General features: G+C 62.9%; 22 protein-coding genes. 8 read left to right on the top strand and 14 right to left on the bottom strand.

Annotated features, from left to right (window positions below; all coding sequences use genetic code 11):
• Positions 1-5: 5 nt before the first annotated feature.
• From NKJ04_RS06500 to NKJ04_RS06480, 5 genes are all read right to left on the bottom strand, one after another.
• On the bottom strand, positions 6-902 hold the full coding sequence (locus tag NKJ04_RS06500; RefSeq protein WP_127291130.1) for a carbohydrate ABC transporter permease: 897 nt from the start codon (positions 900-902) through the stop codon (positions 6-8).
• 137 nt (positions 903-1039) lie between these two features.
• Complete coding sequence (locus NKJ04_RS06495) at positions 1040-2287, bottom strand: ABC transporter substrate-binding protein (protein ID WP_127811094.1); 1248 nt, start codon at positions 2285-2287, stop codon at positions 1040-1042.
• A gap of 110 nt (positions 2288-2397) precedes the next feature.
• On the bottom strand, positions 2398-3543 hold the full coding sequence (locus tag NKJ04_RS06490) for an ABC transporter ATP-binding protein (protein ID WP_352554797.1): 1146 nt from the start codon (positions 3541-3543) through the stop codon (positions 2398-2400).
• A gap of 87 nt (positions 3544-3630) precedes the next feature.
• Entirely contained in the window at positions 3631-4581 is a 951-nt protein-coding gene (locus tag NKJ04_RS06485; RefSeq protein ID WP_352554796.1) for a PfkB family carbohydrate kinase, read from the bottom strand.
• A gap of 3 nt (positions 4582-4584) precedes the next feature.
• Entirely contained in the window at positions 4585-5385 is an 801-nt protein-coding gene (locus tag NKJ04_RS06480) for a beta/alpha barrel domain-containing protein (RefSeq protein ID WP_127255183.1), read from the bottom strand.
• 160 nt (positions 5386-5545) lie between these two features.
• On the opposite strand from NKJ04_RS06480, the gene NKJ04_RS06475 reads away from it, so the two are divergent.
• The 3 genes from NKJ04_RS06475 (at position 5546) to NKJ04_RS06465 (ending at position 8674) form a co-directional block, all read left to right on the top strand.
• A complete protein-coding gene (locus NKJ04_RS06475) occupies positions 5546-6307 on the top strand; it encodes a DeoR/GlpR family DNA-binding transcription regulator (protein WP_023808795.1) in 762 nt (253 codons plus the stop codon).
• Between the two features lie 266 nt (positions 6308-6573).
• Positions 6574-7722 carry a Gfo/Idh/MocA family protein gene (locus NKJ04_RS06470; RefSeq protein ID WP_352674015.1) on the top strand — a complete coding sequence of 383 codons (1149 nt, stop codon included), beginning with the start codon at positions 6574-6576 and terminating at the stop codon, positions 7720-7722.
• 10 nt (positions 7723-7732) lie between these two features.
• A complete protein-coding gene (locus NKJ04_RS06465; protein ID WP_352674013.1) occupies positions 7733-8674 on the top strand; it encodes an alpha/beta hydrolase in 942 nt (313 codons plus the stop codon).
• Positions 8675-8684: 10 nt separating this feature from the next.
• Here NKJ04_RS06465 and NKJ04_RS06460 read toward each other — a convergent pair whose 3' ends face one another.
• Positions 8685-9719 (bottom strand): LacI family DNA-binding transcriptional regulator, encoded by a 1035-nt coding sequence (locus NKJ04_RS06460; RefSeq protein ID WP_352609335.1) that lies wholly within the window; start codon positions 9717-9719, stop codon positions 8685-8687.
• A gap of 407 nt (positions 9720-10126) precedes the next feature.
• On the opposite strand from NKJ04_RS06460, the gene rsgA reads away from it, so the two are divergent.
• On the top strand, positions 10127-11137 hold the full coding sequence (gene rsgA / locus NKJ04_RS06455) for a ribosome small subunit-dependent GTPase A (protein WP_352674010.1): 1011 nt from the start codon (positions 10127-10129) through the stop codon (positions 11135-11137).
• A gap of 26 nt (positions 11138-11163) precedes the next feature.
• Here rsgA and NKJ04_RS06450 read toward each other — a convergent pair whose 3' ends face one another.
• Positions 11164-11697 (bottom strand): sterol desaturase family protein, encoded by a 534-nt coding sequence (locus tag NKJ04_RS06450; protein WP_352674008.1) that lies wholly within the window; start codon positions 11695-11697, stop codon positions 11164-11166.
• 173 nt (positions 11698-11870) lie between these two features.
• Here NKJ04_RS06450 and NKJ04_RS06445 point away from each other — a divergent pair, with 173 nt between their 5' ends.
• Entirely contained in the window at positions 11871-12341 is a 471-nt protein-coding gene (locus NKJ04_RS06445) for an NUDIX hydrolase (RefSeq protein WP_352674007.1), read from the top strand.
• Between the two features lie 10 nt (positions 12342-12351).
• Here the strand turns inward: NKJ04_RS06445 and pobA are convergent, their stop codons facing one another.
• The 6 genes from pobA to pcaD are packed head-to-tail and all read right to left on the bottom strand — an operon-like array spanning position 12352 to position 17155.
• Positions 12352-13524: a 4-hydroxybenzoate 3-monooxygenase gene (gene pobA, locus NKJ04_RS06440; RefSeq protein WP_352609334.1), complete on the bottom strand. Its 1173-nt coding sequence runs from the start codon at positions 13522-13524 to the stop codon at positions 12352-12354.
• Positions 13524-14576: a 3-carboxy-cis,cis-muconate cycloisomerase gene (locus NKJ04_RS06435; RefSeq protein WP_352674006.1), complete on the bottom strand. Its 1053-nt coding sequence runs from the start codon at positions 14574-14576 to the stop codon at positions 13524-13526. The genes pobA and NKJ04_RS06435 overlap by 1 nt, the downstream gene beginning before the upstream one ends.
• Positions 14577-14595: 19 nt before the next feature.
• Positions 14596-15210 carry a protocatechuate 3,4-dioxygenase subunit alpha gene (pcaG, locus tag NKJ04_RS06430; RefSeq protein ID WP_352674004.1) on the bottom strand — a complete coding sequence of 205 codons (615 nt, stop codon included), beginning with the start codon at positions 15208-15210 and terminating at the stop codon, positions 14596-14598.
• Positions 15210-15956: a protocatechuate 3,4-dioxygenase subunit beta gene (gene pcaH / locus NKJ04_RS06425; RefSeq protein ID WP_352674003.1), complete on the bottom strand. Its 747-nt coding sequence runs from the start codon at positions 15954-15956 to the stop codon at positions 15210-15212. Before pcaH ends, pcaG begins: the two co-directional genes overlap by 1 nt.
• Positions 15946-16353, bottom strand: coding sequence for a 4-carboxymuconolactone decarboxylase (pcaC, locus tag NKJ04_RS06420; RefSeq protein WP_127291158.1), 408 nt, complete (start codon positions 16351-16353; stop codon positions 15946-15948). The genes pcaH and pcaC overlap by 11 nt, the downstream gene beginning before the upstream one ends.
• Positions 16346-17155: a 3-oxoadipate enol-lactonase gene (gene pcaD / locus NKJ04_RS06415; RefSeq protein WP_352674001.1), complete on the bottom strand. Its 810-nt coding sequence runs from the start codon at positions 17153-17155 to the stop codon at positions 16346-16348. The genes pcaC and pcaD overlap by 8 nt, the downstream gene beginning before the upstream one ends.
• A gap of 92 nt (positions 17156-17247) precedes the next feature.
• On the opposite strand from pcaD, the gene pcaQ reads away from it, so the two are divergent.
• On the top strand, positions 17248-18165 hold the full coding sequence (pcaQ, locus tag NKJ04_RS06410; RefSeq protein WP_352674000.1) for a pca operon transcription factor PcaQ: 918 nt from the start codon (positions 17248-17250) through the stop codon (positions 18163-18165).
• Positions 18166-18183: 18 nt separating this feature from the next.
• On the opposite strand, the gene NKJ04_RS06405 is transcribed toward pcaQ, so the two are convergent.
• Positions 18184-19110 (bottom strand): aldose 1-epimerase, encoded by a 927-nt coding sequence (locus tag NKJ04_RS06405; protein WP_352673998.1) that lies wholly within the window; start codon positions 19108-19110, stop codon positions 18184-18186.
• A gap of 60 nt (positions 19111-19170) precedes the next feature.
• On the opposite strand from NKJ04_RS06405, the gene NKJ04_RS06400 reads away from it, so the two are divergent.
• Both NKJ04_RS06400 and NKJ04_RS06395 read left to right on the top strand, forming a co-directional pair.
• Complete coding sequence (locus NKJ04_RS06400; protein WP_352673997.1) at positions 19171-19962, top strand: FadR/GntR family transcriptional regulator; 792 nt, start codon at positions 19171-19173, stop codon at positions 19960-19962.
• Positions 19959-21686: an IlvD/Edd family dehydratase gene (locus NKJ04_RS06395; protein ID WP_352673995.1), complete on the top strand. Its 1728-nt coding sequence runs from the start codon at positions 19959-19961 to the stop codon at positions 21684-21686. The genes NKJ04_RS06400 and NKJ04_RS06395 overlap by 4 nt, the downstream gene beginning before the upstream one ends.
• The last annotated feature ends 6 nt before the right edge of the window (positions 21687-21692 follow it).

The raw sequence follows: 21692 nt of genomic DNA, 5'->3' as shown, positions 1-21692 counted from the left end.
GATGACTATCGAGCCTTCTGATAGCGAATATAGAACAGCGTCAGGCCGAGAGAGATCAACAAGATGACCACAGCGCTGGCTGAAGCCTGCGACAGGTTGTAGCTCGAAAACGCCAGCTTGTAGGTGTAGGTGCTGAGGACCTCGGTCGAGTAGATCGGGCCACCGCCCGTCGTTATCCAGATTAACGGGAAGACCTGCATGGTCCAGATGAAGTCGAGCAGCGAGATGCTGATGATGATCGGCATTAGCTGCGGAATGGTGATGAAGATCAGCTTCTGGTAGGCTTTCGCCCCGTCGATATCGGCGGCCTCGTAGAAATCCTTGGGAATGCCCTGCAAACCCGCGAGCAGGCTGACCATGAAGAGCGGATAGCCCGCCCAGATATTGGCGAAGGTGACGGCGTGCAGCGCGGTCTCAGGCGAGGAAAACCATTCGACCTTGGAACCGATGATGCCGATTTGCATGAGAATGCTGTTCACGACACCGTTCGGCTCAAGCAGCAGGCGCCAGATCACGGCGATAATCACCGCGGTGAACAGCCAGGGCAGTATGTAGAGCACGCGCAGAATATTGCGCAGCGTCGGATTGATGCGGTCGCTGTTCAGCATGAGCGCGAAGACCATGCCGATGGTCATGTGGAAAATGACACTCATGCATGTGAAGTAGAGCGTGTGCCACAGCGAAGCCCAGAACACGGGGTCGTCGAAGATCGCCTGGTAGTGTTTCAGTCCGGCAAAGGATGGGTCACGACGCAGCACCGCGCTGTTCTGGAACGAGTAGCCAATCACCGTCACCATCGGCAGCAGCATCAGAAGCCCAATTATGAGCAGCGAGGGCGACAGATAGAGGTAGGGTGCGACCGCTCGTTTAAGCTTATGGTGGGAGCGCTTTTGCCGGGTCATGTGCCAACCTTGGGATACGCCTTCAAGAGAAGGTAAGCTTCAAAAACAGGTCCACTCAAATTGCCGATCCGTTGTTGCCGGGTGGCCTGCCCGAAGTCAGGCCACCCGGTCAAAGATAGCAAACGGGAACAGGCCGATCAGAATTTCGCCATCCAGCCCTTCTGAGCGGCGGCTGCGGCTTGTTCCGGAGATTGCTCGCCGGCAAGCATCTTTTGAGCTTGCACGTCGAACTGGGTCATCAGGTCTTCTGCCACCGGCAGGCCCGTGAACTCATTGGCGAGATAACCGGTCTTGAAGATTTCAAAAGCCTTGCCGAAAGCCTTGTCCGAGGTTACGAAATCGGGCTTGGCGTTGACATTGCCCGGGAAGGCGTTTGCAAGCGACACGAGCTTCGCGTTCACCTTTTCACTCATCACATATTGGACGAGTTTCCAGGCCTCTTCCTGATGTTTCGAGGCAGCAGAGATGCCGATGCCCCAGGAGGCATAGGGAAGGCCCCGCTTGCCGGTATAGTTTTCCACGACCGGGACCGGGATCAGGTCGAAGTTCAGCTTGGGATTGCGCTTGCGGATGAGGTTCACATGCGCGAGCGAGTCGATCATCATCCCGACGCGGTTGTTGACGAACTCCTCGACCTTCTCCTGCTCGGTCTTGGTGGCGATGCCGGGCGAGATGGTGCCGGCGTCGTTGAGAGATTTGACGAAGGTGAGCATATCGACCACCGGTTTGCCCTCAAGGTCCGGCTTGCCGTTCGCCATCATCGACTGACCCGAAGCCCAAACCCACGACATCATGTCGTTCTGGACGCCAGATGGCGTTTGCAGCGAGAGGGGCAGCACCCAGCCATACTGGTTCTTGTCGGCGATCGTCATTTTCTTGGCGGCTTCGAGAAACTCCGCACGGGTCGACGGCAGCTTGGTCACGCCTGCCTGGGCAGCAAGGTCCAAATTCACGAAGACCGGATAGACGAAGGAAGCCACGGGAAACATCACCGCCTTGCCGTCCACCTTGATGATGTCCGCGACCTGGCTCTTGTCGAAAGCGCTCGCATCCATCATCGGATTCATGTCGGCGAGTGCGCTCTGCGCATTCAGATTGTTCACCCAGGCACCGTCGAGACCGACGACGTCGCTGAGCGTTCCGGTTGCAGCACCAACCGAGATCTGGTCTCGCGTGGTCGCGTAGGGGCCGCTGACCAGCGTCACTTTGATTCCGGGATTTGCGGCCTCGAAGTCATCCATGATTGCCCTGAGCGAGCCAGCCGGCAATTCGGGCTCCCACCATTGGGTGAATTCCAGCGTCGTATCCGCCATGGCGCCGGTTGCGCCAAGCAACCATGCGGCTGCGGCTATTTTCAGCATCGCGGGTTTTATACGAAACGTCATCTTCTCCTCCTTCTTTATATTCGACCGCACAATGCGGCCGATCGTCTGGTTATTCACAAGTCTTCTTATGCAGGTGCCTCACCCTCACCCGCGGGTCTTATCGCTGATATTCAGATTGCCAGATGCGTCTCGGGATCGAAGAAATGGAGCTTGGTATCATCCAGGGCCAAGCTGATTTCCGAGCCGGAGCGGACTGTGCTGACCGGTTCGAATTTCGCCACCGCATTCGACGCCAGGCCGAAATCCTGCACCGCGTCGGGGTCGCCGGAGTCCACCCGGACCGCGTCGATGTTGAGATGGACGATTTGTTCGGATCCAAGTTCTTCGATCGAGGTCACCTTTGCCGGTATCGTCTGATACTTGCGGCCGGATTCGAGGCTGCTGTCATAGAGATCCTCCGGTCGTATCCCGAACACGACCTTGCGCCCCGCATACGACCTCAAGCCCGGCCTGCGCACGAAGGCTGCATCCTGCAGCCGGATGGTTAAGGCACCGGACATCAGTTCGTCGCCTGTCAGGGTCGCCTCGAAAAGGTTCATCGAAGGAGACCCGATGAAGCCGGCAACGAAGGCGTTCACCGGCGATTCATAGAGCCTCCTGGGTGTATCGACCTGCTGCAACACGCCGCCTTTCAACACCGCGACCCTGTCGCCCATCGTCATAGCTTCGGTTTGGTCGTGGGTCACATATATGGTGGTTACGCCGAGCTGCTTTTGCAGACGGGTAATTTCGGCGCGCATTTGAACACGCAATTTCGCGTCCAGATTGGAAAGGGGTTCGTCCATGAGAAAGGCTGCCGGCTCGCGCACCATGGCGCGGCCCATGGCAACCCTTTGACGCTGTCCGCCTGAAAGGTTCGCGGGTTTGCTGTCCAGCAGAGACGTCAGTTGAAGGGTTTTGGCGATCTCGTCCACGCGCTTTTTGCGCTCGGCCTTCGGCTTGCCTGCCAGCCGCATCGAAAAGCCGATGTTTTCGAACACCGTCATATGCGGGTAGAGGGCGTAGCTCTGGAAGACCATCGCGATGTCCCGGTCCTTGGGCGGCATGTCGACGACGTCGACACCGGCGATCCGAAGGCTGCCGCTGGTGACGTCCTCCAACCCCGCGATCATCCGCAGCGCGGTGGATTTGCCACAGCCGGACGGCCCGACGAGAATCAAGAACTCACCGTCCTTGACCGACAGGTTCAATTGGTCGATTGCGTGAAAATTGTTCCCGTATGTCTTGCAGATATTTTCAAGAACGACTTCTGCCATATTCCTCCCTCCACAAGTCTAAGCCACTGATTTTTATAATTGTCCTCGGCTTACGTTCACCTGCGAATTTTTCCTCGGATAGTTCGGCTATGTTCCGGTATCAAGCCGCGCATATTTCAGTTCGACTGCCGACGGCGCGTTCGTCGATGCCAGGAGTTCCGTGACCTGGGCGTCGGTCGGAAGCGCCTCGCGCCCGCCACGCCCCGTTATCGAAAGGGCCGCCGCCGCGGCCGCGAACGCGACCCGGCCTGCGGTATCGGCCCCGCGCGTCAATGCAAGGGCATAGGCGCCATGAAAGCAGTCACCGGCGCCGGTCGAGTCGACGACGGCAACCCGGTGCGGAGGCAGGTGCCAGAGCCCTGTCTCGTTGCGTCCGCGATAGAAGACGCCCCTGCCGCCATCCGTCAGGACCACGGCGGACCGCGACGGCAACCACAACGCATCGAGTATCTCGGCCGGCGACCGGCGGCCCGTGGCGGTCCGCGCAAAGCCGAGTGGAAGAATGAGATGGTCGCAGAGCCCGATCAGTCTCTCGGTGGCCGGGCCGTGGCTCCATTCGACATCGCCGAGGATCGCAAGGCCGAGATCGCGAGCCCGAGCCACGACATCCAGCGACCCGATCCCGTAACTGTCGACGATCAGGACGGTCGCGCGGCTGAGAACCTCGTCCGGAAAATCGGGCGCGGTGCCCAGCATCGCTTCGTCGTCATACGCGATGAATCGCTCGCCATCCGAACCGACGGTGATCCGCGAGCGCACCGGGCGCGCGTGCGGGTGGCGCGGCGCGAACGCGGTTTCAACGCCGCTCGCAACGAGATCGCACAACACGGCGTCGTCGGCGGCACTGCCCAGCCATCCGACGAACCCGGCGCTTCCGCCGAGCCGCGCGACGGCGGCAAGTGCCGTCGCGACATTTCCTCCGAAAGCTCGGGCACTTTGCAGAACCTTCCCCTTGCCCGCCGACAACGGCTGATCGACATAGACGATGTCGTCGATCGCAATAGCTCCGAAGCCGAGGATTGAAGGGACGGTAGGCATCGTTCAGGCACCCGCCTTCGCCAAGGCGTCTTGGGCCGAAAGGCCGTCATGGATGACGCCCCGAAAGGCGATCGCTGCCTTTTCCGGATCGCCGTGCCCCCAGAGATTGCGACCCACCACGGCACCGCGCGCGCCGGCACGGATGGCGTCCGCCGTCTGCTGAAGGGCGCCGAGCAGCGTGTCGGTCTTCGGACCGCCGGCGATCACAACCGGCACCGGGCAGGTCCGAACGGTCTCTCGAAACGACTCGAAATCGCCCGTGTAACCGATCTTGATCACGTCGACGCCGGACTCGTAGCCGATGCGTGCCGCATAGGCGATCTCGTCGGGGGTGAAGACGATTTTTGCCCCGTCGGTGAAATCGCGAGGGTAGATATGCGCCACCACCGGCATGCCGTAACGGGCCGCCGCATTCACCGAATCGGTCAGCCAGCGTATGTATTTGCCCTCGGTCGCGCCGCGCACCGGAATGGCCACGGCCAACGCATCGGCGCCAGCGCGCACCGCATCCTCGGGCGTTGCAATCAGTTCACTGATGCGATCGTCCGGGGTGAAGCAGCCGGCCTGGATCACCAGGCAAGCCTTGCCCGCGTATTGCGGCCACAGATGGCGCGCAGTGCCAGGCTGGATGCTGACGTAGTCGGGTTTGCCTACCATGACGCGTGCAAGCGCGCCCGGCAGGTCGGCAAGACCTCCTTTGCGCACGTCGCCATAGCCGACAAAGTGGTCGACCGCGCCGCCAAAAAGATTCCCCGATGGATGTGAGAAGAGGCGCGCCAGGCGCACCTTGGTTCCGAGGCTCATGAGTCCAAAACTCTCCAATCGATTGATTTCAAAATCCTAGACCTAGTGTTTGCGAAAGAAAGGGCAAATGCAATCTTTCGAAAGCTTTCGAATTCGCGTATTTTTGGTAGAGTGAACCGAAGCCAGGGCGATCGCTTGGCGCATGGAGCAAGGACAGGGCATGTTGTCAGAGCAGAGACGCCAATCGATCCTGGGTGAAGTGCAACGCAGCGGACAGGTTCGCATCAAGGACCTGTCAGACGATTTTGGCGTGTCGGAAGTCACGGTGCGCTCCGACCTTGAGATACTGGACCGCAAGGGACTGCTGACCAAGACCCGTGGAGGCGCAGTGACCCGGACCACGGATTCGACCACGGCCGCGTTCGCCCGGCGGATGCAAACGAACCTCGATGCAAAGAAACGCATCGCCCGGGCAGCGGTAGAACTGTTCGAGGACAACCAATCGGTCATCTTCGACGGCGGCTCGACATTGATGCAGGTTGCCATGCTGTTACCGCCGCTCAGCAATGTCGTGGTCGCGGCCACGGCGATGAATATCGTGCAGCATCTGATGCATCGGCCCGGGCTCGACGTTCACATGATCGGCGGCCGGGTCTATCCAGACACGGTGAGCACACTGATCACCGATGCCGACACGGCTCTCGGCGGCTTGGTAGCGCATCAGGTCTTTGTTGGAGCGCATGCGATTGACTCGTCACTGGATGTGGTCGACGTGAACGAAGACATGGCGCGAACGAAGCGAAACCTCGTGCGCATGGCCCGGCGCGTTGTCCTCCTTGCGGATTCGAGCAAATGGGGCGTCAGCGGGACCTCAAAGGCCTTTTCGCTGTCGAGCGTCGATGTCGTGATCACGGACGATGGCCTGTCCGGCGCGATACGCAGCCAGCTTGATAGGACCGGGGCCAAGGTGATCTATGCCTGACTCCCTCGCGGTCCCTGGCCACGACGGAAATACCCAATGCGCGCATGACCCACGGGATTCGCATCGGCGGTCGGCCGTTTTTTCATGTCGGTCATTTTCTCCTCCCAGGGCTGGCAGCCTCCCGATATCGCGCAGCATTTTCGCATGTTGGATAAAAATTTTACGCGCGTCAATATTTAAAATGTTGTATAGCCCTTTGCGAAAGCGATCCGTTGCCGGCTGGGCGAATCCGGCGGAGCATGGCGCATCGGGAGGTACGATCGAAAATGCACGGGATACCAATGACGAAACTCGGGATCGGCGTCATCGGATGCGGCAATATCTCGATGACCTATCTGCGCAATGCCGCCCTCTTCGGCGGCATCGAATTGCGCGCCTGCGCCGATATTTCCGCCGACATGGCGGCAGTGCGGGCGAAGGAATATGGCATACGGGCACTCGGCGTCGATGCACTGCTGGCCGACCCCGAGATCGATCTTGTCCTCAACCTGACCATTCCGGCGGCGCATTTCGATATTTCGTTTGCCGCGCTTTCGGCCGGCAAGCACGTCTTCACCGAAAAGCCGCTCGCCACCTCGGCCGCCGATGGACAGCGCCTGGTCAATGAGGCGCGGTCGCGCGGCCTGCTGCTCGGCTCGGCGCCCGACACGTTCCTCGGTGCTGCCGGGCGCCGTGCGCGCCGGTTGATGGACCAGGGCGCCATTGGCCGTCCGGTCACCGGCACCGCCTTCATGATGGGCCGCGGCATGGAGCACTGGCACCCCAACCCGCAATTCTACTACCAGCCAGGCGGTGGCCCGGTGTTCGACATGGGTCCGTACTATCTGACCATGCTGGTCAATCTGCTCGGCCCGGTCGAGCGCGTCATGGCAATGGCGACACGCGGCCAGGAAGAAAGGCTGATCACCGCCGAAGGGCCATTCAAGAACACCACATTCAAGGTCGGCACGCCGACCAATGTGCTGTCGCTGCTCGAGTTCCGCTCCGGCGCGACCGTCACCTTCGGCGCCTCGTGGGACGTCTTTCGCCACTCCAACCATCCGATCGAACTGCACGGCACGGAGGGCTCGCTGCGCCTGCCCGACCCCGACACGTTCGGCGGCACGGTGTCGCTGTCGGAACGCGGCACCGACTGGCAGGATTTCGCCAGCGAGGGCGAGCTCTACGGCGCCCGCAACTGGCCTTACGCGGCACCCGATCGCGCCAATTACCGCATGCTCGGCGTCGCCGATCTGGTGCGCTCGCTTCAAACCGGCAACACCCCACGGGCCTCCGGCAGCCTTGCGCTGCATGTACTGGAGGTCATGGAGGCTATCCTGCGCTCCGGTGAAACACAGGGCTCGGTCGCCATCGCGGGCGATGTCGTGCAGCCGGCTCTGCTGACCGAGGAAGAGGCGAGCAGCCTGCTGGCCTGAGGGTATGATCATGACGCTCGATCCGGATGCGCTGCGCGTCCTCGAAATTGGTCGTGCAGCCGGCGGCGAGCCATTCGAGACCGGCAGCGTGGCGGCGGCGCGAACTGCCTACAACGCCTCGTTCCCGGCGCTACAGGGTGAGCACGAGCCGGTCGCTGCGACCCAGGAACGGCAGATCGACGGGCCGAATGGGCCTATTGCGCTCCGCATCCATCGCGGCATCGGCGCACCGCAAAGCGGGGCGCCGGCGCTGCTCTATTTGCATGGCGGCGGCTGGGTCATCGGCAACCTCGATTCGCATGACGAGATCTGTCGCCTGATGGCCAATCTCGGCAACGCCGTCATTGTCTGTCCTGACTATCGCCTGGCACCGGACCATAAATTTCCCGCCGGGCTCGAGGATTGTCTGGCAACTCTTCGTTTCCTGGCCGAGAACGCCGCCGATCTCGGCATCGACAAGGCGCGCATCGGTGTGGCCGGCGACAGTGCCGGCGGCAACCTCGCCGCCGTGCTGGCGCTGCTCGCCCGCGATGGGCTGGCGCCAGCCCTTGCCGCGCAGATCCTGATCTACCCCAACACCGACGCGCGGCAGACATCCGACAGCTACCGGCGTTTCGGCGACGGCTTCGGGCTCACCGCAACCACCATGGCCTGGTTCCGCGACCATTATTTGCGAACGCCCGACGATATCACGGACTGGCGCGTCTCGCCCTTGCTGGCGCCTGCCCTCGCCGGCGCGGCGCCGGCTTTTGTGGCGCTTGCCGGCTGCGACATCCTCGCCGACGAAGGGGCAGCCTATGCGGCGCGCCTGCAAGCCGCGGGCGTTCCGCTCATCCTGCGGCAATGGCCGGGCCAGATCCACGGCTTCGTCTCGATGGGACGCCATATCCCCGCTGCCCGGCAAGCGGTGGCCGAGGCGGTGGCGGCCTGGCGCCGGTTCGAGAAAAGCTGACGCCGGTCGCTCAGGCTGACTGACGCATCACCAGGGTGGCGCCGAGCTTGACGGTGCGCGCCATGCCCTGCTTCGGCGGATCGGCCTCGTCCAGCAAGGCCAGCAGGATCTCGACGCTGCGCCCGGCCATAGCGGCGAAATCCTGCGCCATGGTGGTCAGCGCCGGGCAGGTGTAGCGGCTCAGCGGATGATCGTCATGCGCAGCAACGCGCAGATCGCAATCGGGCCTGCGGCCGACCTTCAGGCCGCGCGAGTACGCGGCTGCCATCACGCCAAAGGCGAGACGATCGTTGGCGCACAGGATGGTGCGGCCGGGCAAGGCGCCGGCCTCCAGCATTTTTTCCGTCTGCTCGTAGCCGATGCGTTCGAAGTCCCAGGTGTAATCGCGGGTGCCCTCGATGACGACCGGCTTGATCCCGGCGGTCTCCATCGCGACGATGTAGCTTTCCTGGCGTTCGCCGGAGTTGTGGTTGACGTGTGGGATGTCGAGATAGACCGGCGGCTCACCCGAACGGCAGAGATAGTCGACGATGGTCGAGACGCTCTGCCGGTTGTCGTTGCCGACGAACGGCGTATCGCCCTCGATATAGGTGTCGAAATAGACAATCGGAATGTCCTGCCCGAGCTTGTCGAAGACGCCGCGGTCGGAAGCCAGACCCAGTGGGGCGATGATCGCGCCGGCGACCTTCAGGGACAGCAGCGTCCTGACCGACTCCGCCTCCAGCTTCGGCGAGCCATGCGAGGAGATGACGATCGGCCAGTAGCCTTCGTCGCGGCAGCGAAATTCGATGCGGCTGACCATCTCGGCGTAGAACGGATCGGTGATCGTCGGCACGACGATGCCGATGTTGCGGGTGCGCTTGCGGTTGAGGTTGCGCGCGAAAAGGTTGGGCTGATAGTCCGAGGAGCGCAGGGCAGCTTCGATGCGCGCCCGCGTCGCCGGCTTCACGCTCGCCGGATCGTCGAAATATTTGGACAGCGTCGGCCGGGACACCCCACATGCCTGGGCGAAGTCATCCATCGTGCGGTGCGTCTTCTCCGCCATCGATATATTCCCCTGCCATGATCGGCCCCGCCACCAGTCATGCGGCCGTTGACCGGATGCGACAATGCTCGACAGAACTTATTCAGTCAATTTTCACGGTTACCAATAGAGCGCAAAAAAAATCGCATGCGTCAAATTATTTGTTAACGTTTAAAGCTGACGTGGCTCGCCGCCGTTTTCCCGCCAAACGCTTTCGGACAGCGCTGTTTCGTCGACTTGATCGCCAGTTCGACGATCGAGGGATAGGCTGCAGAAGCTTGCCGCTCGCTCTCGGCTACGGGCCTGCTTGCCAAATGTCGCCATGCCGCCCATACACGGCTTGGGCAATCGCCTCGCCCGTTCGCCACCTGCCAGGGATACTGTCCGATGTCTGCGACGCCGTGGTCAAAGCCGTGACGGATTCTTCCATGCCATCTCTCGCCAGCCTGGGCTGGACGGATTTTTTCGCTGATCTGCTCGAGCCCGACGACGCCGATCTCGTGCCGACGCGGATCGCCACCGTCCACCGCGATCGCCTGACCGGCCTGTCGCAGGCAGGGCCGGTCGATCTGACGCTGCCGGCGCAGGCGAACACCGGTGACTATGCGGTCGGCGACTGGGTGCTGGTCGATGGGCATGAACACCTTGTCCAGCGCCGCCTGTCCCGCAAGACGGTGCTGGAACGCCGCACCCAGGGCGGCAGGGTGCCGCAGCTTGCCGCGGCCAATGTCGACACGCTGTTCATCGTCACCTCGTGCAATGCCGACTTCAATCCCGCCAGGCTCGAGCGTTATCTGGCGCTCGCCAATGAGGCCGGAACGACGCCAGTGATCCTGCTGACCAAGGCCGATACCGCTGAAGACGCCGAGACATATGCAAGGCAGGCTGCCGCGTTGCAGCGTGGATTGCCGGTCGTGACGCTGAACCCCCGGACATCGGATGCGGCAACCGCCCTGGCTGCCTGGTGCGGTGTCGGCCAGACGGTGGCGCTGATCGGCTCCTCCGGCGTCGGCAAATCGACGCTGGTCAACACGCTGGCCGGATCGGGGCAGCAATCGCCGCAGCAGACCGGAGGCATTCGCGAGCACGATGCCAAGGGACGCCACACCACCACGTCGCGATCGCTGCACGCCATTGCCGGCGGCGGCTGGGTGATCGACACGCCGGGAATGCGGACGCTGCAGGTCAGCGACGTCGCCTCCGGCATCGACACGCTGTTTGCCGAAATCACCGAGCTCGCGCCGCTCTGCAAGTTCCGCGACTGCACGCATGTGCATGAGCCGGGCTGCGCTGTGCAGGCTGCCTTGAAGGCCGGGACGCTCGATCCGGAGCGCCTTGCCCGCTGGCGAAAACTGTCCGACGAGAACCAGAACAACACGCCGGTTCAGAGCGGACCCCGCGGAGCCAAGTCTCCCGGCGGTCGCGGGAAGAGGCGTTGAACGGTTGGGGTTGATCAGGCCTCGGACTAGAGCCGCGCCGTGCCGAAAACCCGATCCCAGAATATCGACGTCACGCCGAAATTGGCGTTTTCGTCGACATGATGATGCACGGCGTGTCGGCGCTTGAGCGTGTAGAGATAGCTCGGATGACTGGGATGCCAATGGTGAATCATGTGGTGGACGCTGATGTACCAGAGATATCCCAGCATCAGCCCGCAGCTTACCGCGCTCGCGGTTGCGAAGTCCGAGACCACCCAAACGGGCACAAACGCGATCAGCGCATGCACCCCGAGGCTGAGCCAGGTCGGGGTGCCCACCGAACTGCGCTCCTCGACATGGTGACGATCATGCAGGTCCTTGATGTAGGGAATATGGTGAAGAACGAACCTGTGCAGCACATACTCGATCAGCGTCCAGAGGCCGAGACAGGCGAGGACCGTGCCTATCCAGCCTGGCGCACCCTCTTCGCCGGCCTCGAGCAGCCCGGCCACTGCCAGCACGGCGATCACCAGCGGATACACGACGAAGTCGCTGTAGTAGCCAATAAGACCGAGTTGCATCGTCACCTAGCCTTCGAGCCGCCAAATAAGCGATGGTATCCGATTGCCGGACTCGCGGGTGAGGTGCAATGCAGACGTGCCTGACATAGCGTCGCAATCCCCTGGTGCAAGGTTCGCGTCAACGATTCAAGGACCATCGGCAGGCTGCCGGCTTCGCAAACGGACGTACAAAAATGGCAAAACGCAGTGCGGGATTGCTGATCTATCGCCGCAGCGACGGCGATCTCAGGGTGTTGCTGGTTCATCCGGGTGGACCGTTCTGGGCGAAGAAGGACGATGGTGCCTGGTCGGTACCGAAGGGCCTCGTCGGCGAGGACGAGGATGAGTTGACGGCAGCGCAACGCGAGGCCGAGGAAGAACTCGGCGTCAGGGTCGACGGCACCTTCGCGCGGCTTGGCGACTACAGGCAACCGGGCGGCAAGATCGTCTCGGCCTGGTCTGTCGAGGCGACCGCCGACATTGATGTCGCCGCCATCACGAGCAACATTTTTACCATGGAATGGCCGCCAAGGTCGGGATTCCTGAAGGAGTTCCCGGAGGTGGACAGAGCGGGCTGGTTCACCTTGGCCGAGGCCGAGGTGAAGATCCTCAAAGGGCAGCGCCCGATGCTGTCGGACTTTGCCAGGCAGCAAGGCGCCGGATGATCCGCGGCCCTCAGTACGGCAGGCCGACATAGTTCTCGGCGAGCGCGGTCGATGCGGCACGTGACTGCACGAGGTAGTCGAGTTCGGCCTCCTGGATGCGCTGGCCGAACTCGCCGGTGTCTGGAAAGCGGTGCAGCATCGTCGTCATCCACCAGGAGAAACGCACCGCTTTCCAGACCCGTGCCAGAGCCTTGCCTGAATAGGCGTCGATGCCGGCCGTTGACTTGTCGCGATAGAAATCGTGCAGGCCGGCAAAGAGATAGCGCACGTCGCTGGCGGCGAGGTTGAGGCCCTTGGCGCCGGTCGGCGGCACGATGTGGGCGGCATCACCGACCAGGAAGAGCCGGCCGAAGCGCAGCGGCTCGGCAACGAAGGAGCGCAGCGGCGCGATCGATTTCTCGAAGGACGGTCCAGTGACGACATTTGCCGCCGTCTGCTCCGGCAAGCGGCGGCGCAACTCGTCCCAGAAGCGCTCATCCGACCACGCCTCCACGCGATCGTCCTGCGGGCACTGCACATAGTAGCGGCTGCGATGCGTCGAGCGCATCGAGCACAGCGCAAAACCCCGCTCGTGATTGGCGTAGACCAGTTCGCGGTCGGCTGGCGGCACCTCGGCCAGCACGCCGAGCCAGCCGAACGGATACCGCCGCTCGAAGATTTTTAGCGCACGCTCGGGCACCGATTTGCGGCTGACGCCATGATAGCCGTCGCAGCCGGCAACGAAGTCGCAGTCGATGCGATGCGTGACGCCGTCCTTGTCATAGGTGGCGAAAGGCGCGGTGCCGTCGAAATCGTGCAGAGCGACATCTGCCGCCTCGTAGATCGTGGTCAGCCCTGCCGCGTCGCGCTTGTCCATCAAATCGTGCGTCACCTCGGTCTGGCCATAGACGGTGACATGCCTGCCGTCGGTCAGCGCCTCGAGGTCGATGCGATGCAAGCGTCCGTCGAAGGCGAGCGAGATGCCAGTATGCGGCAGCCCTTCGGCATGCAGCCTTGCCGCCGCGCCGGCCTGTTCCAGCAATTCGACGGTGCCCTGTTCGAGCACCCCTGCCCGCACGCGGCCAAGCACGTGCTCGCGGCTCGCACGTTCCAGAATGACCGTCTCTACGCCGATGCCGGCCAGCAGTTGCCCAAGCAGCAGCCCGGACGGCCCGGACCCGATGACGACGATTTGCGTGCGCATCAGAGGCCGAGACTTTCGACCTGTGCGGCCAGTTCGGCGGCAAGGCGCAGCGACGCGGCCGTTGCGACGACCATCTGCGGCAGCAATAGCCACTCCAGCGTCCATGCAGCACCCGACCGCTCCTGCTCATGCACGAGCGCGTGATGCATGCCGGCAAGCTGCGTGGCGTTGAAGCGGGCAAGCGCCACCAGCGCTTCGGCCTTCACCGGGTTCTTCTTGTGCGGCATGGCCGACGAGCCGCCGCCACTGGAAAGCTCGATCTCGGTTCCACCTTGCGCCAGCAGCGCGATGTCCTGGCCGAACTTGCCGAGGCTGCCTGATACCAATGACATCAGGCCGGCAAAGTCGGCGAGCGCGTCACGCTGGCTCTGCCACTGCGGTGCGTCGCCAAGACCAAGCCTGGCGGCAAGTGCCGCGCGCACCGCCGGCCCCTTGTCATCAAGCTTTTCCAGCGTGCCGGCGGCACCGCCGAATTGCACCACCAGCAGACGCCTGGACTGCTCGGATAGCCTCTCCTGATGCCGTTGCAGCGGCGCCCGCCACACCCTGACGCGATCGGCCACTTTGATCGGAAGCGCCTTCTGCATGCGCGTCATCCCGGTCAGCGCCCTGCCGCCAAACCGCTCTTTGAGCGAAGCGAGGCGTATGACGGTTTCGGTCAACAGCAGATCGAGATGCTCGACGACGGATTTCAGCCGAAGCATCAGGCCGGTATCGATCACATCCTGGCTGGTCGCACCGAAATGCACTTTCCGGCCATGCGGTTCGCCGACCGCAGCCCTGATCTGGCGCACCAGCTCCGGCACCATGACGCCGTCCTTGGCGACCCCGGCTCGCAGCAGAGCCGTGTCCGGCCGGAAGGTGCCAAGCGCCGCCACGATCGCTGCCCCGGCATCCTTGGGGATTATCCCGTTTTCGGCCTCCGCTTGCGACAGCGCCTGTTCAAAGGCCAGCATGGCCTCGATTTCCGCCTCGACGGAAAAATGCCGCGCCGCTTCTTCGTCGCCGAGAAGAGCGGAGAGCAGCGGATGGTCGAAAGGCGATACAGTCATGTCACAGGCCTCCTGAGCATCAGCTATCGAAGAAGACCGTTTCCTTCTCCCCCTGGAGATGGACGTCGAAGACATACATATCGCCGTTGCGCTCGGCGATCAGTGTCGGCACGCGAATGCGGTGCTCGATGCGCGTCAGGATCGGATCTTCGGCATTGGCCTTTTCCTCATCGGAAAAATACAGCCTTGTGTGCAGGCCGAGATTGATGCCGCGGGCGACGATCCAGAGCGTGATATGCGGCGCCATCAGGCGACCATCGTTGAACGGGACGCGGCCAGGCTTGACCGTCTCGAACGTGCAGAGGCCGGTGTCCATATCGGTCGGGCAACGGCCCCAGCCGAAGAAATTCGGATCGGCAGCACCACGCAGTTCGGCCGGCGAATTGTAGAGCCCATCCGCATCCGCTTGCCAGATCTCGATCAGCGCGTCCTTGAGCGGCGTGCCGGTGCCATCGAGCACCCGGATGCGCAGGCCGATGCGCTCGCCCTTGGTCTTGTCGTTGACCATGGTGGCGCCGAGATCACTGGGATAGACGCCGCCGATGCCGCAGAAATTGGGTGTCAGCCCGATATGGACGTAGGGTCCGGCGGTCTGCGAAGGGCTTTCCCTGAGCCGGTCGAGCGACTGGGCCATCAATTGCCCTCCAGCCTGTTTTCGAACAGCGACGCGCGGCGCCCGCGCAGCACGATGTCGAACTTGTAGGCGCGCGCGTCGAAGGGGATCGTCGCTTGCATGTCGAGCGCGGCGATCAGCGTCTCAACGGCTGCCTTGTCGGGAATGCCGCGCGCGATCGGGCACTGCCAGATCAGCGGGTCGCCCTCGAAATACATCTGCGTGATCAGCCGCTGGGCAAAGCCGTGGCCGAACACCGAGAAATGAATGTGCGAGGGGCGCCAGTCGTTCGGCCCATTCGGCCAGGGATAGGGTCCAGGCTTGACGGTGCGAAACGCATAGCCGCCGTCCTCGGTGGTGAGGGCTCGGCCGCAGCCGCCAAAATTCGGGTCGAGCGGCGCCAGATAGCCATCCTTCTTGTGGCGATAGCGGCCGCCGGCATTGGCCTGCCAGAATTCGAGCAGCGCGCCGGGCACGCCAACGCCTCGCTCGTCGAGCACTCGGCCATGGACGATAATCCGCTCGCCGAGCGCGCTCTCGCCGGGCCTGGCGAAATTGTGGATCAGGTCGGCGTCAAGTTCGCCCAATATTGCGTGGCCGAAAACGGGGCCTGCAATCTCCGACAGCGTGTTGTCGAAGACGAGGGGGGCTTTTTGCGGCGAGCGCAGCATCGAGGTCTTATAATTCGGCGTCAGAGCCGGCGGATGCCAGGTCCGATCGCGCCGGAAGAAGGCGCCGATCTCGGTCGAGCCGGACTCAGCGGGCATTCCTGGCTCCGTCCATTTCCGAAAACACGTCCTTGGCTATTCTGAAGGCACGGTTGGCGGCCGGCACGCCGGCATAGATGGCGACATGCAGGAACGCCTCGCAGACGTCGTCGCGCGACGCACCGGTGTTGACGGTGGCGCGCACATGCATGGCGATCTCCTCATCATGGCCGAGTGCGGCCAGCAGCGCCAGCGTGACGATCGAACGCTCACGCTTTGTGAAGCCCGGCCGCGCCCACACGGTTCCCCAGGCTGCCTCGGTGATCAGCTCCTGAAAAGGCTGGTCGAAATCGGTGGCGGCAATTTCGGCCCTGTCGACATGCCGGTCGCCGAGCACCGAGCGCCGCACTGCAAGCCCCTTGCGATATCTGGCTGCGTCGCCGGGGACTTCATCCATGGGTTTCTGCTCCAGGGGCAAGCGACGCGATAAAACTGCGGATCAGGGCGACCAGCGCTTCGGGTTGTTCGACGCAAGGAATGTGTCCGGCGTCGCGGATGATCTCGAAGCGCGCGGCGGGGATCAGCTCGGCCAGCGAGCGGACGAGATCGGGAGGCGTCGAGCCATCCTGGTCGCCGGCGACACAGAGTGTCGGCACCGCGATGCGGCGTGCCGCATCGGTGAAATCGGCATCGCGAACGGCAGCGCAGGTCCCAATGTAACCGGCGAGCGCTTGCCTCGTCATCATGTTCCTATAGCCGTCGAGCTCGGCCACACGCGCCGCGTGGAAGGCGGGGGTGAACCACATTTTGAGCACGCCATCGGCAATCGTCTGGATGCCCTTGCTTTCGACCGTTGCGATGCGTGTGTTCCAGCTGTCCGTCGTGCCGATCTTGTGCGCCGTGTCGCAAAGGATCAGGCCTTCGACGATTTCAGGTCGCCTGGCATAGAGCCCCTGCGCGATCATGCCGCCGACCGACAGGCCGCACAGCACGACTTTGCTCAATCCGAAATGATCGATGAGGGCCGAGAGATCATCGACGTGATCGTCGATCGACCTGATGTCGCCGATATCGGACAGCCCATGGCCGCGCTTGTCATAGACCAGCAGCGGCATTTCACCATCGAGCGCCGAGACAATTTCGTCCCAGATCCGGAAGTCGGTGCCCAGTGAATTGATGAATGTGATAGGGCGCGCATTGCCGGCCGCCTTGGTGTGGCGATGGTGCAGCGTGATGCCGCCGATGGTGACGAATGGCACGGTTTTGGTCCTCCGCCTCCACATTGCACAAGGCGTTTGGTTCGGTAAAATGATATTTTGCGTCGTTTCATTAACTCATGGGTTATCAATTCATGTCCGAGAGCCGGATCCGGTTCCGCCATTTGCAGGCATTCCTGGAGGTCGCGCGGCAGGGAAGCGTGGCACGAGCCGCCAATTGCCTGCATGTCAGCGCGCCTGCGGTGACCAAGACATTGCGCGAACTGGAAGAGGCGCTCGGCGTCGCTATGGTCGAACGCGATGGCCGCGGTATCAAGGTGACACGGCTGGGCGAAATCTTCCTTGGCCATGCGGGTACTGCGATCACAGCATTGAGACGCGGCGTCGATTCCGTCCGCCAGGACGGAGCGGTCAGCCGGCCCCCGATTCGCATCGGCGCGCTGCCGACAGTGTCGGCGCGTGTGATGCCGCTTGCCATGAGCCTGTTCCTCAAAGAGGGCACCGGTGCGGCGATCAAGATCGTCACCGGCGAGAATTCGGTGCTGCTCGAACAGTTGCGCACCGGCACGTTAGATCTCGTCGTCGGACGGCTGGCGGCACCGGAGAACATGACCGGCTTCTTCTTCGAGCACCTCTATTCTGAACCAGTGCTGTTCGTGGTGCGCGCGGGACACCCGTTACTCGATCCGGGACAGGATGTGTTTGCACGGCTCGACGAATTCCCGATGCTGATGCCGACGCGGGAATCGGTCATCCGCCCCTTCGTCGACCGCCTGTTCATCACCAACGGCATGACGGCGCCGGCAACCGAGATCGAAACCGTCTCGGACTCCTTCGGCCGCGCCTTCCTGCGGCAGAGCAATGCCGTCTGGATCATTTCGGCTGGCGTCGTTGCCAACGAACTCGGCAGCGGCGCCTTCGTCGCCTTGCCGGTCAACACCGAGGAAACCAAGGGACCGGTCGGCCTGACCATGCGCACCGACACGGCCCCCTCGCCGGCCTTCTCCATCCTGCTGCAGACCATCCGCGAAGCGGCAAGTCAAAGCAGTTGATGCGGCTCAGATTGGCGATCAGGCCGCCTGCGAAGGCGTGAAGCGAACGCTTGCGGATCGCATTTGCCCGGGTGCAAGTACCATGCAGCCAGTGTCGATGCCCGCGTTCCTGCGATTGAAGGCATCGGTGATGTTGCTGACCGGTTCGGCGCAAAAGAACGGCTCGCCGGGCGGCGTGTAGAGGACGAGGAAATCGAGCGGCGCTTCGGCCTCGATGTCCAGTTGCCGCCCACGCTCCGGCCAGGAGATCCGGGCGCGGCGCGTCCATCCGGTGAAGACCGTGTCGAAGTCCGTCTCCGACACGTCGAAGCCCGTGGTCGGGTTGGAACCAGCTGGCGGAAGGACGTGCCGGGTGGGCAGGATTTCCGCATCGGTCTCCCACATGCCGGATACCTGCGCCTGGACATGTGTCCACGGTGTCGACGGGAAATAGGGATGGAGGCCGAAGCCTGCCGGCATCGGCATGTCCGAGAGGTTGCGCAGCGAAAGGGCAATGATCAGCCCGCCATCGACCAGCGAGATCGCTTGCCTTGCCTCATAGCTCCACGGCCAGGAATCGGCGGCATGGCGATAGGACAGGACGGTGGCGCTGGCTTCGTGCCGCACGACTGTCCATGGCCGACGCCAGCCATGGCCATGCTCATGATGTGGATCTTCCGGGCTGGTCGGCAGTTCGACGGTGCGGCCCGCGAATTCGAAGCGGCCACCCCTTATGCGATTGGAATAGGGAACCAGCGGGAAGCAGGCCATTGCGCCGGCATCGCGGCTGTTGATTGTCGCCGGATCTGCAGGGCGCAGCCAGTCCACGACGGATCCGTTTTGCCGCCAGCGATACGACGCCAGCGCGCCGCCGGCGGCCGGGGCTATCTCTACAGTCGCGATGCCGTCGCTGATTGAGACCAGCTCTTGATGCCGCTCGGCAACGGCAGCGGAATTCTTTGTCACCGGCATTCCCCCTCCCTTGACTCCAATCACAATGCCGATAAGACATATCATATGAATAGTATGAAGAATAACAAATCTTTCAGCACGGCGCGCACGTCGAGGGTTGCGGTGGCGGTCTCCAGCGGCTCCACCGCTCTGCATGCGACTGTCGTCGAGCAGATCGGTTTGCGCATCGTGCAAGGCGATTTCCTGCCCGGCGAGGCGCTGCCCAATGCCGACGATTCCAGTGACATGCTGGGGGTCAGCCGCACGGTGCTGCGCGAGGCGATCAAGGTGCTGGCCGGCAAGGGACTGGTCGAATCGCGGCCGAAGACCGGCACAAGGGTGCGTCCCCGTGCCGACTGGAATTTCCTCGACCCGGACGTCCTGTCATGGCGCTACGCAGGCGGCGTCAGCGCCGACGATGTCCGGGCGCTGTTCGAGCTGCGCCGAGCCATCGAGCCGATGTCGGCCGCACTTGCCGCGCAACGCGCCACGCCGGCGCAGATTGCCGAGATCAATGCCGCGCTGGCCGAAATGGAAGCGGTGGTTGACGACGGCGACCGCTTCGCCAAGCCCGATCTTTTGTTCCATCAGACCATCCTGCGCATGACCGGCAATGAGCTGATCGGCTCGCTGGCGGCACTGGTCGAAACCGCATTGGTGATGAGCTTTCGCCTCTCCAACGACAATCCGGACGGGCAGCGCCATTCTTTGCCGCTGCATCGGGAAGTGGCCGAAAAGATCGCATCCGGCGACGCCACTGGTGCGCAAAACGCGCTGCTGGTGCTCATCGACAATGCCGAGGAAGACGTGCGCCGCAGCGTCCAAAGCCGCAACAAGCGCCGCCAGGATCGGGAACAGACATCGTGACCGACACCAAACGCAAGCTGCGGTCCGAGGCCTGGTTCGGCGGTGAGGGCAAGAACGCCTTCATGCACCGCAGTTGGATGAAGAACCAGGGCATCCCCGCCGACGCTTTCGATGGCCGCCCGGTGATCGGCATCTGCAACACCTGGTCGGAACTGACCCCATGCAATGCCCATCTGCGGGCGCTGGCCGATCACGTCAAACGCGGCGTCTATGAAGCGGGCGGCCTGCCGCTCGAATTCCCGGTGATGTCGCTCGGCGAGAGCAACATGCGCCCCACCGCCATGCTGTTTCGCAATCTGGTCAGCATGGATGTCGAAGAGTCCATCCGCGGCAACCCCATCGATGGCGTCATCCTGCTGGTCGGCTGCGACAAGACCACGCCGGCACTGCTGATGGGCGCTGCGTCGTGCAACCTGCCGACCATCGCTGTTTCCGGCGGGCCGATGCTCAACGGCAAGTTCCGCGGACAGGATATCGGCTCGGGCACCCATGTCTGGAAATTCGCCGAGGAAGTGAAGGCCGGCCGCATGCCGGTCGCCGACTTTCTCGCCGCCGAGCAGGGCCAAAGCCGATCTGCGGGCAGCTGCATGACAATGGGCACGGCCTCGACCATGGCCAGCATGGTCGAGGCGCTCGGCATCGGCATGCCGGACAACGCCGCGATCCCGGCGGTGGATTCGCGCCGTGGCGTGCTCGCGCAAATGGCCGGACGCCAGATCGTCGATCTGGTGCGCAGGGACGTGACAATCGCGCAAATCCTCACCCGGCAAGCGTTCGAGAACGCCATTCGCGTCAACGGCGCGATCGGCGGCTCGACCAATGCGGTGCTGCATCTGATCGCCATCGCCAACCGGATCGGTGTCGATCTCAGCCTCGACGATTGGGACCGCCTTGGCCGTGATGTTCCAACCATTGTCGATTTGATGCCGTCGGGCCGGTTCCTGATGGAAGATTTCTACTACGCCGGGGGGCTAGCTGCGGTCATGGCGTCGCTTGATGAAGTGGGGCTTCTTCATCGTGACGCCATGACCGTCAGCGCCAAGACCATCGGCGAATTGATCGACGGGGCGCCCAACTACAACAGCGAGGTGATCCGGCCGCTGAGCCAGCCGCTGACCAAGGAAGGCGGCATCTCCATCCTGCGCGGCAATCTGGCGCCTGACGGGGCAGTCATCAAACCGTCCGCGGCAACGCCCGCGCTGATGCAACATCGCGGCAAGGCGGTGGTGTTCGAGAACATCGAGCACTACTACGCCCGCATCGACGATCCGGAGCTGGACATCGACGCCTCCTCGGTGATGGTACTAAAGAATTGCGGACCGCGCGGTTATCCAGGAATGGCCGAGGTCGGCAATATGCCGCTGCCGGCAAAACTGCTGAAGCAAGGCGTCTCCGACATGGTGCGCATTTCGGACGCGCGCATGAGCGGCACCGCCTACGGCACCGTGGTTCTGCACGTGGCACCCGAAGCAGCCGCAGGCGGCGCGCTGGCGCTGGTGCGCGACGGCGATCTTATCGAGCTCGATGTCGCCGGTCGCCGGCTGGAGCTTTTGGTGTCGGATGAGGAGCTGGCGATCCGCCGGCGTGACTGGCAGCCGCCGGCACCGCCGGAAGGCGGCTACCAGAGCCTTTATGTCGAGCGCGTGCTGCAGGCCGACAAGGGCTGCGATTTCGACTTTCTCGTCGGTCGGCGCGATGCCGGCATTCCTCGGCATTCGCACTAGAGAGGC

Origin of the sequence: Mesorhizobium sp. M0618 (assembly GCF_040320765.1) — a bacterium.
Classification (GTDB): Bacteria; Pseudomonadota; Alphaproteobacteria; order Rhizobiales; family Rhizobiaceae; genus Mesorhizobium.
The sequence above is the reverse complement of the archived record's forward strand: the minus strand, read 5'-3'. Positions and strand labels throughout refer to the sequence as shown.